The organism is Rhizobium sp. CAU 1783, from assembly GCF_054551725.1.
Genome location: NZ_JBTOLM010000003.1, coordinates 278000 through 290125, shown reverse-complemented (window position 1 = coordinate 290125; position 12126 = coordinate 278000). Strand labels below are relative to the sequence as shown.

The window sequence follows — 12126 nt, the reverse complement described above, 5'->3', positions numbered from 1 at the left end:
CCTGTCCATCCACTCAAGCTAGAAGCAGCCTATGGACAAATTGAAGGCAAGATCGTCAAACCGCCTGAAACCGCTGGCCGCCGCCGCGCTGGTCATCGCCGCCGGCACGACGTTGCGCCTCACCGGTTATGAAGCGGGCCTCCCCTACGCCGTCGTGAAATATGGCGGATCGCTGCTCTGGGGGGCCATGGTGTATCTGCTCGTGACGGCGGCCTTGCCCGCCCAACCGCGCTTGCGGATCCTGGTTTCGCTTATCATTGCGATGGCCGTCGAGCTGTTCAGGCTCTACCACACACCCTGGCTGGATGCCTTCCGCCTGACGCTCGCCGGAGCCCTGCTGCTCGGCCGCATCTTTTCCGTCTGGAACATCGTCGCCTACATCGCCGGGATCGCGGTCGCCGCAGCAATCGCCGGTGTCCGCCGCCAATAGCCACGACGCGAAAAAGCCGGGTGGTCGCCCACCCGGCTTTTCGTCAAGTCTTTCCCTCGCGGGAAAAAACTCAGGCGGCTTCGGCAGCTTCTGCTTCGGCAGCAACGCGAGCCTTGTCGGCTGCGCCCTTGGCATCGACGTCGCGCTCGACGAATTCGATGACGGCCATTGCAGCGTTGTCGCCCTGGCGGAAGCCGGCCTTCATGATGCGCAGGTAGCCGCCGTTACGCGAAGCGTAGCGGGTGGCGATGGCATCGAACAGCTTGCGGACGGCGTCCTGGTCCTGGATCTGCGAGATGGCCTGACGACGAGCGTGCAGGTCGCCGCGCTTGCCGAGAGTAACCAGCTTCTCGACGATCGGGCGGATTTCCTTCGCCTTCGGGAGCGTGGTGACGATCTGCTCATGGGTGATGAGCGAAGCAGCCATGTTGGCGAACATCGCCTTGCGGTGGCTGGCGGTACGGTTCAGCTTGCGGCCGGCTTTCTGGTGGCGCATTGCTATTCTCCTTTAAGTGCAGGCTCTCTCTCAGAGGCTGCCGTTTCCTGACACATACAGGCATTCGCCTGCAGTTTGACTGGAAAAGGCAGAGATCAACCTGCCTTTTTTATTGGTTAGTACTGGTCTTCGTAGCGCTTGGCGAGATCTTCGATGTTCTCGGGCGGCCATGCCGGCACTTCCATGCCGAGGTGCAGGCCCATGGAAGCGAGAACTTCCTTGATTTCGTTCAGCGACTTGCGGCCAAAGTTCGGAGTACGGAGCATTTCTGCTTCGGTCTTCTGAATGAGGTCGCCGATATAGACGATGTTGTCGTTCTTCAGGCAGTTCGCCGAACGAACCGAGAGCTCGAGCTCGTCGACCTTCTTGAGGAGCGCCGGGTTGAACGCGAGTTCGGTAACGGCTTCCTCTTCGACTTCCTTCTGCGGCTCGTCGAAGTTGACGAAAACGCCGAGCTGATCCTGAAGGATACGGGCAGCGAAGGCGACAGCGTCTTCACCGGTTACCGAACCGTCGGTCTCGATCGTCATGGTCAGCTTGTCGTAGTCGAGAACCTGTCCTTCGCGGGTGTTTTCCACCTTGTAGGACACCTTCTTGACGGGCGAGTAGAGGCTGTCGACCGGGATGAGGCCGATCGGAGCATCTTCCGCACGATTGCGCTCGGCCGGAACATAGCCCTTGCCGTTGTTGACGGTGAACTCCATGCGGATCTCGGCGCCCTCGTCGAGCGTGCAGATCACATGGTTCGGGTTGAGGATTTCGATATCGCCAACCGTCTGGATGTCACCGGCGGTCACAACGCCCGGACCCTGCTTGCGCACGACCATGCGCTTTGCGTCGTCGCCATCCATCTTGATGGCGATTTCCTTGATGTTGAGCACGATGTCGGTCACGTCTTCCCGGACGCCCGGGATCGACGAGAACTCATGCAGCACGCCGTCGATCTGGACGGCGGTCACGGCAGCGCCGCGCAGCGACGACAACAGAACGCGGCGCAGCGCGTTACCGAGCGTCAGGCCGAAACCGCGTTCCAGCGGTTCTGCGACGAGGGTGGCCTTCGTGCGGCCGGACGAGGTGAACTCCACCTTGTTCGGCTTGATCAGTTCCTGCCAGTTCTTCTGAATCATGATTTTACCTTCCGTTCGTCGTCACCATCCAATCGTGACGACCGAGCTAACATCGAGAGGAGCGCACAAGGCGCTCGTCGACGGGATGAAAGATGATCAGACGCGACGCTTCTTGCGCGGGCGGCAACCATTGTGCGGGATCGGGGTCACATCGCGGATCGAGGTGATCATGAAGCCCGCAGCCTGCAGAGCGCGCAGAGCCGATTCACGGCCGGAACCCGGACCGCAGACTTCGACTTCGAGCGACTTCATGCCGTGTTCCTGAGCCTTCTTGGCGCAGTCTTCAGCAGCGATCTGGGCGGCAAACGGGGTCGACTTACGCGAGCCCTTGAAGCCCTTGGCACCAGCGGACGACCAGGCAATCGCGTTGCCCTGTGCGTCGGTGATGGTGATCATGGTGTTGTTGAACGTCGAGTTGACGTGGGCAACGCCCGACGAGATGTTTTTGCGTTCGCGACGGCGTACGCGGGTGGCTTCCTTGGCCATGATTTCCCTTTCGTTGATCTAAACACCGCCGTAGTTCCAGCGGCTACACCGGAAAGGGCCGGAACAGCCCCTTACCAAACTCAAAGAAGGCCGGCACTGACGCGCCAGCCTCCCATTCCGGAAAAACCGGAAATTACTTCTTCTTACCAGCGATCGCCTTCGCCGGACCCTTGCGGGTGCGGGCGTTGGTGTGGGTGCGCTGGCCGCGAACCGGCAGACCACGACGGTGGCGCAGGCCACGGTAGCAGCCAAGATCCATCAGACGCTTGATGTTCATCGAGGTTTCGCGACGCAGGTCACCTTCGACCTGGTAATCGCGGTCGATGGTTTCGCGGATTGCCAGGACTTCAGCGTCGGTCAACTGGTGAACGCGCTTCTCGGCCGGAAGACCGACCTTCTCCATGATTTCCCGTGCGAACTTCGGGCCGATCCCGTGAATGTAGGTCAGCGCGATAACAACGCGCTTTGCCGTCGGGATGTTGACGCCAGCGATACGTGCCACGCCTATTCTCCTTGCTTCCAGTTGCCATCCGGCAAGTGGTGTCTCGTTACACGGCCCGAATGGGCCGCAATTACAAATCGGGTTCTCAACAAGTCAAAACGATCGAACCCGGTCTTCCAAGCTGGAAGAACGCGCCGATCGCTTCAATGTCGCGAGTTGGCGCGCTATTTAGCGGAATCAGCTGCCGAAAGCAACCGGTCCCACGAAGATTCTTGCGGACCCGCCAAGTCAGAGCTTGGCGAGGATCCCTTCTATTTCCGCCGTGACCGCATCGATCTCGGCCATACCGTCCACCGACTTCAACTTGCCCTTGGCATAGTAGTAGCCGATCAGCGGCGACGTCTTCTTGTAGTAATCCTGGAGACGCGTGGTCATCGTCTCGGCGTTGTCGTCCGGGCGACGCTTGAACTCCGTCGAGCCGCACTTGTCGCAGACGCCCTCAACCTTGGGCTTCTGCAGTCGGTCGTGGTAGCCCGAGCCGCACTTGGCGCAGGTATAACGACCGGAGACGCGATCGACGAGGACCGAATCATTGACCTGGAGCTCGATCACCACATCGAGCTTCATCCCCTTGCCGCCCAGCATAGCCTCGACCGAATCGGCCTGGACAAGCGTGCGCGGATATCCGTCGAGGATAAAGCCATTCGCACAGTCGGGCTGGTCGATGCGCTCGGAAACGATGGCATTGACGATGTCGTCGGACACCAGGTTACCGGCATCCATCACCGCCTTGGCGCGCTTGCCCACATCGGTCCCCGCGCTGACGGCGGCGCGCAGCATGTCACCAGTCGACAATTGCGGAATGCCATGCTTCTCGACAATTCTCTGGGCCTGCGTCCCCTTACCCGCTCCCGGCGGACCCAAAAGGATAAGTCTCATCGTCCCCTCTTTCCTCCACGCAACTTGGACTTCTTGATCAGCCCCTCATATTGCTGGGCAATCAGGTGACCTTGGATCTGTGCTACAGTATCGAGGGTAACGCTGACAACAATCAAAAGAGAAGTACCACCAAGGGATAATGGTACGCCGGTCTCGGCAACCAGGATCTCAGGGAGGATACAGACGAAGACGAGATAGATCGCACCGATCACGGTGATGCGGGTCAGCACGTAATCGATGTATTCCGCCGTGCGCTCACCGGGGCGGATGCCCGGAATGAAGCCGCCATGCTTCTTCAGATTGTCGGCCGTATCCTTCGGATTGAAGACAATGGCCGTGTAGAAGAAGGCAAAGAAGGCGATCAGGGCCGCGTAGAGCACCATGTAGAGCGGCTGGCCGTGGCCGAGCGTCGACACGATCGTCGTCGCCCAGGAAGGCAGCGTCGAGGTGCCGGCAAAGCCTGCAGCCGTTGCCGGCAGCAGCAGCAGCGACGATGCGAAGATCGCCGGGATGACGCCGGAGGTGTTGAGCTTCAGCGGCAGGTGCGAGGTGTCGCCCTGGAACATGCGGTTGCCGACCTGACGCTTCGGATACTGGATCAGCAGACGGCGCTGGGCGCGCTCGACGAAGACGATCAGCGCGATCACGCCAATGGCGACGACGATGACCGTCAGAATCAGTACGGTCGACAGGGCGCCGGTTCGACCGAGGTCGAGGGTGTGCGCAAGAGCGGTCGGAAGCCCGGCGGCAATACCGGCGAAGATGATGAGCGAAATGCCGTTGCCGATGCCACGCGAGGTGATCTGCTCACCAAGCCACATCAGGAACATGGTACCGCCGAGCAGCGTGACGACCGTCGAGATGCGGAAGAAGACGCCAGGATCGGCGACCATCCCCTGCCCGCTCTCGAGGCCGACGGCAATGCCGTAGGCCTGCAGCGTGCCGAGAAGCACGGTGCCGTAGCGGGTGTACTGGTTGATGATCTTGCGGCCCTGCTCGCCTTCCTTCTTCAGGTTTTCGAGCGCCGGCACGACCGAGGTCATCAGCTGCACGATGATCGATGCAGAGATGTAGGGCATGATGCCGAGGGCGAAGATCGCCATGCGCTCGACAGCACCGCCGGAGAACATGTTGAAGAGGCCCAGAATGCCGCCGGCCTGGCCCTGGAAGGCCGCCGCATAGGCTTCGGGGTTGAGGCCGGGCAGCGGAATGTGAGTGCCCAAGCGATAGACAAGCAAGGCGGCCAGCGTGAACCACAGTCGCTTCTTCAGATCTTCCGCCTTGGCGAAAGTCGAGAAGTTGAGGTTCGAGGCCAATTGTTCCGCTGCAGAAGCCATGAAATTCTCCGCAAAACCAAATCCGGCGGCGCGGAACGCCGAAACCGGAGGCTATCGTCCAATGTTTTTAAGAAAACCGGGCGTGGAGGAGATTGCGCTGCAACCGCATGCCTCACCCTTGTTTTCCAGAATCTCCCGGAAGACGAAACGACGTCACTCCGTCCTAGGATCGTGAGGCTCACATATGGGAGCAAGATCGCCCGGAGTAAACACCCCGGGCGATCCGATTGAAGACTTATTCGGCAGCTTCAGCAGCGGCGGCGAGCAGCTTGATCGAGGCGCCGGCCTTTTCGATCTTCTCGACGGCGGTCTTAGACGCGCCAGCAACCTCGATGGTCACCTTGGCTGTCAGTTCGCCGCCGGAGAGAACGCGGACGCCGTCCTTGGCGCGACGGATGACGCCGGCAGCCTTGAGGGCAGCAGCATCGATCGTTGCCTTCGGGTCGAGCTTCTTGGCATCGATCGCGGTCTGGATACGGCCGAGCGAAACGGTCACGTATTCGGAAGCGAAGATGTTGTTGAAGCCGCGCTTCGGCAGACGACGATAGATCGGCATCTGGCCGCCTTCGAAGCCGTTGATCGCAACGCCCGAACGAGCCTTCTGACCCTTGACGCCGCGGCCACCGGTCTTGCCCTTGCCAGAGCCGATACCGCGACCAACGCGGATACGGTCCTTGGAGGCGCCTTCGTTGTCCTTGATTTCATTCAGTTTCATGATGATTTCCCCCGTCTCACTTCTCGTCGACGACGCGAACGAGATGCTGGACAGCACGGATCATGCCGCGAACCGAAGGAGTGTCCTCCAGGGTGCGGACCCGGTGCATCTTGTTGAGGCCCAGACCGATGAGCGTCTTGCGCTGCACTTCCGGACGGCGAATGGGCGAACCGATCTGCTCGACCGTGATCGTCTTTGCTTCAGTCTTCTTCGTAGCCTTAGCCATGGGTCAGACTCCTCTTATTCTTCCGAGGCATTGCCGGAAGCGGCACGGCGAGCCTGAAGCGTAGCATACTTGATGCCGCGCTGAGCTGCGATGTCCTTCGGGTGAACCTGGTGCTTCAGGGCGTCGAACGTGGCGCGAACCATGTTGTACGGGTTCGAAGAGCCGGTCGACTTGGCGACAACGTCGTGCATGCCGAGCGTTTCGAAGACGGCGCGCATCGGGCCGCCTGCGATGATGCCGGTACCGGCCTTGGCCGAGCGCAGCAGAACCTTGCCGGCGCCGTGGCGACCGTTGACGTCGTGGTGCAGCGTACGGCCGTCACGCAGCGGTACGAAAATCAGTTCGCGCTTGGCAGCTTCGGTTGCCTTGCGGATCGCTTCCGGCACTTCACGTGCCTTGCCGTGGCCGAAACCGACCCGGCCCTTCTGGTCGCCGACGACGACGAGGGCTGCAAAGCCGAAACGACGGCCACCCTTCACCACCTTGGCGACGCGATTGATCGCGACCAGCTTGTCGACAAATTCGCTGTCGCGCTCTTCACGGTTCTGGCGGTCTTCGCGCGAACCACGCTTTTCCTGTGCCATTGTCCTTTTCCTTTTTCTTTTCCGGGTGCAATCGGCAGATTACGAAAAACTCCGCCCTGCCCTTTCCGGGCGGTGGCGGAATCCGGGGACCGGCTAATGCCGGAAATCCGCCCGGACCGCAAGGTCCGGGCGGAATTTATTAGAAGTTCAGACCACCTTCGCGGGCTGCTTCTGCCAGGGCCTTGATACGGCCGTGATAGATGAAGGCGCCACGGTCGAAGACGACTTCCTTGACGCCAGCCTTGGCGGCACGCTCGGCCACGAGCTTGCCGACAGCAGCAGCTGCTGCAACGTCGGCGCCGGTCTTCAGAGCGCCCTTGAGGTCCGCCTCGAGAGTCGAGGCGGCTGCAACGGTCTTGCCAGCGACGTCGTCGATGATCTGAGCGTAGATGTTCTTCGACGTGCGATGTACCGACAGACGCGGACGGCCATTGGCCACCGCCTTGATCTGACGCCGTACGCGATTGGCACGACGAACAAGTGCTTCTTTTCTGCTTGCCATTTCGCGCGTTCCTTACTTCTTCTTGCCTTCTTTGCGGACAATCCGCTCTTCGGCATACTTGACACCCTTGCCCTTGTAGGGCTCGGGGCCGCGATATTCGCGGATCTCAGCAGCGACCTGACCGACCTGCTGCTTGTTGATGCCGGAGACGATGATTTCCGTCGGCTTCGGAACGACGATCGTGATACCGACCGGCGGTTCGTAGACAACGTCGTGGCTGAAGCCGAGTGCCAGCTGCAGGTTCTTGCCCTGCAGCGACGCGCGGTAACCGACGCCGTTGATCTCGAGCTTGCGCTCGTAACCGTCCTTGACGCCCTTGAAGATGTTTTCGATCATCGTGCGGGACATGCCCCACTTCGAACGAGCATCCTTGGAGTCGTTGACCGGCAGAACAACAACAGCGTTGTCTTCCAGCTTCACGGAAATTTCGTCATTCGCGACGAAGAAAAGTTCGCCCTTGGGGCCCTTTGCAGTCACCTTCTGGCCGTCAACGGTGGCCGTGATCCCTGCAGGAACCTGAACGGGCTTTTTACCGATACGAGACATGTTTCAATCCTGTCTGTTCGCTAGGAGATCACTGCTCAGTCTTAGAAGACCGAGCAGAGAACCTCGCCGCCTACGTTCTGTTCGCGAGCCTGGTGATCGGCCATCACACCCTTCGGAGTCGAAAGGATGGTGATGCCGAGGCCGTTCGCGACCTGCGGAATGGACTTCACCGATACATAAACTCGGCGGCCCGGCTTGGAGACGCGGCCGATTTCGCGGATGACCGAAGCACCTTCGTAGTACTTCAGTTCGATCTGCAGTTCGGCCTTGCCGTTATCATACTGGACTTCGGAGTAACCGCGGATGTAGCCTTCAGCCTGAAGGACATCGAGAACGCGTGCACGAAGCTTGGAAGCCGGCGTGGAAACCGAGTTCTTGCGGCGTGCGGCGCCATTGCGGATACGGGTGAGCATATCGCCCAACGGATCAGTCATCGTCATTTGCCCGTCTCCTTACCAGCTCGACTTGACAATACCCGGCACCTTGCCGAGGTTGCCCAGCTCGCGAAGCGCGATACGCGACATCTTGAGCTTGCGGTAGAATGCACGCGGGCGACCGGTGACTTCGCAACGGTTGCGAATACGGGTCTTGGAGCCATCACGCGGCAGGTCTGCCAGCTTCAGGGTTGCCTTGAACCGGTCTTCGATCGGAAGCGCCTGGTTCATGATAATCGCCTTGAGGGCAGCACGCTTGGTGGCCTGGTTGGCGACGGTCTTGCGGCGGCGCTTGTTCTTCTCGACTGCGCTTGTTTTCGCCATATCGAAGTTCCTCTTCTACGCTCGTCGTTACGGTTACTGACGGAACGGGAAGTTGAACTCTTTCAAAAGAGCCCGAGCTTCGTCGTCCGAGTTTGCCGTCGTGCAAACGATGATGTCCATGCCCCACATCTGATCAACCTTGTCGTAGTTGATCTCAGGGAACACAATGTGTTCCTTGATGCCCATGGCGAAGTTGCCACGGCCATCGAAGGACTTCGGGTTCAGGCCGCGGAAGTCGCGAACGCGCGGAAGCGCGATGTTGATCAGGCGGTCCAGGAATTCGTACATACGGGCGCCGCGCAGGGTCACCTTCGCGCCGATCGGCATGCCTTCACGAACCTTGAAGCCTGCGATCGAATTGCGAGCGCGCGTGATGACCGGCTTCTGGCCGGCGATCGCTGCGAGGTCGGCAGCAGCAACGGTGGGCTTCTTCGAATCAGCGGTAGCTTCGCCGACGCCCATGTTGATGACGATCTTTTCGAGCTTCGGGATCTGCATCTCGTTGGAGAAGTTGAACTGCTCCTGGAGGGCCTTGCGGATCCGGTTCACATACTCGGTCTTGAGCCGCGGCTCATACTTTGCCTCAGCCATCGATCACATCTCCCGAACGCTTGGCCACACGTACCTTCTTGCCGTCGACGACGGAGAAACCGACGCGGGTCGGCTTGCCGTCCTTGTCCATGACGGCAAGGTTCGACAGGTGCACGGATGCTTCCTTGTTGATGATGCCGGCTTCCTGCGTCTGCGTCTGGCGCTGGTGGCGCTTCACGACGTTGATACCGCGAACAACGGCGCGGTCTTCCTTCGGCAGAACCTGGAGGACTTCGCCCGAGCGACCCTTGTCCTTGCCAGCGAGTACGACGACCTTGTCGCCTTTACGAATCTTTTGCATCGCTTGTCGCTCCTCTTACAGTACTTCCGGAGCCAGCGAGATGATCTTCATGTGGTTCTTGGCGCGAAGTTCGCGCGGAACCGGTCCGAAGATACGGGTGCCGATCGGCTCTTTCTTGTTGTCGATAAGAACAGCTGCGTTGTTATCGAAGCGGATGACGCTGCCGTCCGGACGACGGATGTCCTTGGCGGTACGCACGACAACCGCCTTCATCACGTCACCCTTCTTCACGCGGCCGCGCGGGATAGCTTCCTTGATCGAGACGACGATAATGTCGCCGACCGAAGCGTACTTGCGCTTGGAGCCGCCCAGCACCTTGATGCACATGACACGACGTGCGCCGGAATTATCCGCCACGTCGAGGTTAGTCTGCATCTGAATCATGTCAGGTCGCCTTCTTGTTGTAACCCGAACGGTTGGGCGCGAACGCCCCCTATTCCGGCTTATGAAAATTTCGAATGTCGCGCGGGTAGGATCTTGCCAGGGTGGTTTCCTTGTTAAGGACCTTCCGTGCGCTCAAAGCAAAAGAACGCCCGTTGCCGGAGCGTTCCTGCGCCAATGGTGTGCTTCATACAGATTTCTGCGCCTGACGCAAGGGCCAGGCGCAAAACTCTGTAAATTAAGCGTGGGCGGCGATAACCGTCCAGCGCTTGTCCTTCGAGATCGGTGCGCATTCCTCGATGGAAACTACGTCACCTACCTTGTACTGGTTGTTCTCGTCGTGAGCCTTGTACTTCTTGGACCGGCGAACGGTCTTCTGAAGCAGCGGGTGCGCGAATCGACGCTCGACGCGAACCACGACGGTCTTTTCGTTCTTGTCGCTGACAACGACGCCCTGCAGAATGCGTTTAGGCATATTTTTCTGGTCCTTAGGCCTTGGCTTCTGCCGCCTTCTGGCGGGCAATGGTTTTCACGCGTGCGATGTCACGACGGACTTCCTGGATACGCGAAGACTTTTCAAGCTGGCCAGTCGCCTTCTGGAAGCGCAGGTTGAACTGCTCCTTCTTCAGCTTGGCAAGCTCGTCATTCAACTGATCGGCGCTCATGGCGCGAACGTCTGCGGCTTTCATGGGCTTGATCCTTACTCTGCAATGCGCTGAACGAAGCGCGTCTTGACCGAGAGCTTGGCAGAACCGAGGCGGAGCGCTTCGCGCGCGATTTCCTCGGATACACCATCGATCTCGAACATCATACGGCCGGGCTTTACCTTGCAGGCCCAGTATTCAACCGAGCCCTTGCCCTTACCCATACGCACTTCGGTCGGCTTGGCAGTGACCGGAACATCGGGGAAAACCCGGATCCATACACGGCCGGCGCGCTTCATGTAGCGGGTGATCGCACGACGAGCAGCTTCAATCTCGCGGGCGTTGACGCGGTTCGGCTCAAGAGCCTTGAGACCGAACTCGCCAAATGCCAGGTCGAAACCGCCCTTGGCAACGCCCTTGATGCGGCCCTTGAACTGCTTGCGGTACTTAGTACGCTTTGGCTGCAACATTTTCTTATTCTCCGAACTTATCTTTCGCCAGCGCTAATCAAGCGTTCTCGCGGCGACGGTCGCCACGTTCACGGCTTGCCGGACCCTGCGCATCGCCTTCCAGCGCGCGGCGTTCAGAGGCCATCGGATCGTGCTCAAGGATTTCGCCCTTGAAGATCCAGACCTTCACGCCGCAGATGCCGTATGCGGTCTCGGCTTCAGCCGTACCGTAGTCGATGTCTGCACGCAGGGTGTGAAGCGGCACGCGGCCTTCGCGGTACCATTCGGTACGTGCGATTTCCGCTCCGCCAAGACGGCCGGCGCAGGTGATCTTGATGCCTTCGGCACCGAGACGCATGGCCGACTGTACGGCGCGCTTCATGGCGCGACGGAAAGCAATACGACGCTCGAGCTGCTGGGCAATCGACTGAGCAACGAGCGTTGCGTCGACTTCCGGCTTGCGCACTTCAACGATGTTGAGGTGCGTCTCGGAGTTGGTCATCTCCGAGAGCTTCTTGCGAAGCTTCTCGATGTCTGCGCCCTTCTTGCCGATGATCAAGCCCGGACGAGCCGAGTGGATCGTGACGCGGCACTTCTTGTGCGGACGCTCGATGACCACCTTGGCGATACCGGCCTGCTTCAGTTCTTCCATCAGGTAAGCGCGGATCTTGAGATCCTCATGGAGCAGCTTGCCATATTCGGCGTTGTCGGCGAACCAACGGCTGTCCCAGGTGCGGTTGATGCCCAGGCGGAAACCGATCGGATTGATTTTCTGACCCATTATGCGGCCTCCCCTTTGGCTTCGACTTCGCGCACGACGATGGTGAGGTGCGAGAACGGCTTTTCGATGCGCGATGCGCGGCCGCGGCCACGAGCGTGGAAACGCTTCATGGTGATCGACTTGCCGACATAGGCTTCCGCCACGATCAGCTGGTCGACGTCGAGATCATGGTTGTTCTCGGCGTTTGCGATCGCCGATTCCAGGGTCTTGCGAACCGTGCCGGCGATACGCTTGCGCGAAAATTCCAAGTCGGCGAGCGCGCGCTCGACCTTCTTGCCGCGGATCAGCGCGGCAACCAGGTTGAGCTTCTGCGGGCTGACGCGGATCGTGCGCGCAACAGCTTGCGCCTCGTTGTCCTTCAGCCGACGTTCGGCTTTTGCCTTGCCCATTG

The 12126-nt window shown here is 59.8% G+C and carries 22 protein-coding genes; 1 reads left to right on the top strand and 21 read right to left on the bottom strand.

Translation table 11 applies throughout. The annotated features are described in order from the left end of the window. Nucleotides 1–31 precede the first annotated feature (31 nt). Nucleotides 32–430: a ribosomal maturation YjgA family protein gene (locus ACX93L_RS15175; protein WP_459405601.1), complete on the top strand. Its 399-nt coding sequence runs from the start codon at nucleotides 32–34 to the stop codon at nucleotides 428–430. A gap of 70 nt (nucleotides 431–500) precedes the next feature. Here ACX93L_RS15175 and rplQ read toward each other — a convergent pair whose 3' ends face one another. The 21 genes from rplQ to rplV form a co-directional block, all read right to left on the bottom strand. Next, on the bottom strand, nucleotides 501–926 hold the full coding sequence (rplQ, locus tag ACX93L_RS15170; protein WP_459405600.1) for a 50S ribosomal protein L17: 426 nt from the start codon (nucleotides 924–926) through the stop codon (nucleotides 501–503). 116 nt (nucleotides 927–1042) lie between these two features. Then, nucleotides 1043–2053: a DNA-directed RNA polymerase subunit alpha gene (locus tag ACX93L_RS15165; RefSeq protein WP_459405599.1), complete on the bottom strand. Its 1011-nt coding sequence runs from the start codon at nucleotides 2051–2053 to the stop codon at nucleotides 1043–1045. Between the two features lie 96 nt (nucleotides 2054–2149). Further along, entirely contained in the window at nucleotides 2150–2539 is a 390-nt protein-coding gene (gene rpsK / locus ACX93L_RS15160) for a 30S ribosomal protein S11 (protein WP_015915761.1), read from the bottom strand. Between the two features lie 133 nt (nucleotides 2540–2672). Continuing rightward, nucleotides 2673–3041 (bottom strand): 30S ribosomal protein S13, encoded by a 369-nt coding sequence (gene rpsM / locus ACX93L_RS15155; RefSeq protein WP_169588617.1) that lies wholly within the window; start codon nucleotides 3039–3041, stop codon nucleotides 2673–2675. Nucleotides 3042–3269: 228 nt separating this feature from the next. After that, complete coding sequence (locus tag ACX93L_RS15150; protein ID WP_459405598.1) at nucleotides 3270–3920, bottom strand: adenylate kinase; 651 nt, start codon at nucleotides 3918–3920, stop codon at nucleotides 3270–3272. Then, nucleotides 3917–5257 (bottom strand): preprotein translocase subunit SecY, encoded by a 1341-nt coding sequence (gene secY / locus ACX93L_RS15145; protein WP_459405597.1) that lies wholly within the window; start codon nucleotides 5255–5257, stop codon nucleotides 3917–3919. Before secY ends, ACX93L_RS15150 begins: the two co-directional genes overlap by 4 nt. 235 nt (nucleotides 5258–5492) lie before the next feature. Continuing rightward, nucleotides 5493–5972, bottom strand: coding sequence for a 50S ribosomal protein L15 (rplO, locus tag ACX93L_RS15140; protein WP_459405596.1), 480 nt, complete (start codon nucleotides 5970–5972; stop codon nucleotides 5493–5495). 16 nt (nucleotides 5973–5988) lie between these two features. Further along, nucleotides 5989–6198, bottom strand: coding sequence for a 50S ribosomal protein L30 (rpmD, locus tag ACX93L_RS15135; RefSeq protein ID WP_169588625.1), 210 nt, complete (start codon nucleotides 6196–6198; stop codon nucleotides 5989–5991). A gap of 14 nt (nucleotides 6199–6212) precedes the next feature. Then, the gene (gene rpsE, locus ACX93L_RS15130; protein WP_099057569.1) at nucleotides 6213–6782 is read right to left on the bottom strand and encodes a 30S ribosomal protein S5; all 570 of its coding nucleotides are present in this window, start codon (nucleotides 6780–6782) and stop codon (nucleotides 6213–6215) included. 139 nt (nucleotides 6783–6921) lie between these two features. Next, nucleotides 6922–7284, bottom strand: coding sequence for a 50S ribosomal protein L18 (gene rplR / locus ACX93L_RS15125; protein ID WP_459405595.1), 363 nt, complete (start codon nucleotides 7282–7284; stop codon nucleotides 6922–6924). A gap of 12 nt (nucleotides 7285–7296) precedes the next feature. Continuing rightward, entirely contained in the window at nucleotides 7297–7830 is a 534-nt protein-coding gene (gene rplF / locus ACX93L_RS15120) for a 50S ribosomal protein L6 (protein WP_169588629.1), read from the bottom strand. A gap of 41 nt (nucleotides 7831–7871) precedes the next feature. Further along, nucleotides 7872–8270 carry a 30S ribosomal protein S8 gene (gene rpsH, locus ACX93L_RS15115; RefSeq protein ID WP_169588631.1) on the bottom strand — a complete coding sequence of 133 codons (399 nt, stop codon included), beginning with the start codon at nucleotides 8268–8270 and terminating at the stop codon, nucleotides 7872–7874. 12 nt (nucleotides 8271–8282) lie between these two features. Continuing rightward, nucleotides 8283–8588: a 30S ribosomal protein S14 gene (gene rpsN, locus ACX93L_RS15110; protein WP_169588633.1), complete on the bottom strand. Its 306-nt coding sequence runs from the start codon at nucleotides 8586–8588 to the stop codon at nucleotides 8283–8285. A gap of 33 nt (nucleotides 8589–8621) precedes the next feature. Then, nucleotides 8622–9179: a 50S ribosomal protein L5 gene (gene rplE, locus ACX93L_RS15105; RefSeq protein ID WP_169588635.1), complete on the bottom strand. Its 558-nt coding sequence runs from the start codon at nucleotides 9177–9179 to the stop codon at nucleotides 8622–8624. After that, on the bottom strand, nucleotides 9172–9480 hold the full coding sequence (rplX, locus tag ACX93L_RS15100; RefSeq protein WP_169588637.1) for a 50S ribosomal protein L24: 309 nt from the start codon (nucleotides 9478–9480) through the stop codon (nucleotides 9172–9174). Before rplX ends, rplE begins: the two co-directional genes overlap by 8 nt. A gap of 15 nt (nucleotides 9481–9495) precedes the next feature. Then, a complete protein-coding gene (rplN, locus tag ACX93L_RS15095) occupies nucleotides 9496–9864 on the bottom strand; it encodes a 50S ribosomal protein L14 (RefSeq protein WP_018328276.1) in 369 nt (122 codons plus the stop codon). A gap of 235 nt (nucleotides 9865–10099) precedes the next feature. After that, the gene (gene rpsQ / locus ACX93L_RS15090) at nucleotides 10100–10336 is read right to left on the bottom strand and encodes a 30S ribosomal protein S17 (RefSeq protein ID WP_169588639.1); all 237 of its coding nucleotides are present in this window, start codon (nucleotides 10334–10336) and stop codon (nucleotides 10100–10102) included. A 13-nt stretch (nucleotides 10337–10349) separates the two neighbouring features. Then, the gene (rpmC, locus tag ACX93L_RS15085; RefSeq protein ID WP_028735898.1) at nucleotides 10350–10550 is read right to left on the bottom strand and encodes a 50S ribosomal protein L29; all 201 of its coding nucleotides are present in this window, start codon (nucleotides 10548–10550) and stop codon (nucleotides 10350–10352) included. Nucleotides 10551–10561: 11 nt separating this feature from the next. Further along, a complete protein-coding gene (gene rplP / locus ACX93L_RS15080; RefSeq protein WP_015915745.1) occupies nucleotides 10562–10975 on the bottom strand; it encodes a 50S ribosomal protein L16 in 414 nt (137 codons plus the stop codon). A 37-nt stretch (nucleotides 10976–11012) separates the two neighbouring features. Continuing rightward, the gene (rpsC, locus tag ACX93L_RS15075; RefSeq protein ID WP_169588640.1) at nucleotides 11013–11735 is read right to left on the bottom strand and encodes a 30S ribosomal protein S3; all 723 of its coding nucleotides are present in this window, start codon (nucleotides 11733–11735) and stop codon (nucleotides 11013–11015) included. Then, nucleotides 11735–12124, bottom strand: a complete 390-nt coding sequence (rplV, locus tag ACX93L_RS15070) for a 50S ribosomal protein L22 (RefSeq protein WP_113462302.1) — start codon at nucleotides 12122–12124, stop codon at nucleotides 11735–11737. The genes rpsC and rplV overlap by 1 nt, the downstream gene beginning before the upstream one ends. Nucleotides 12125–12126 lie beyond the last annotated feature (2 nt).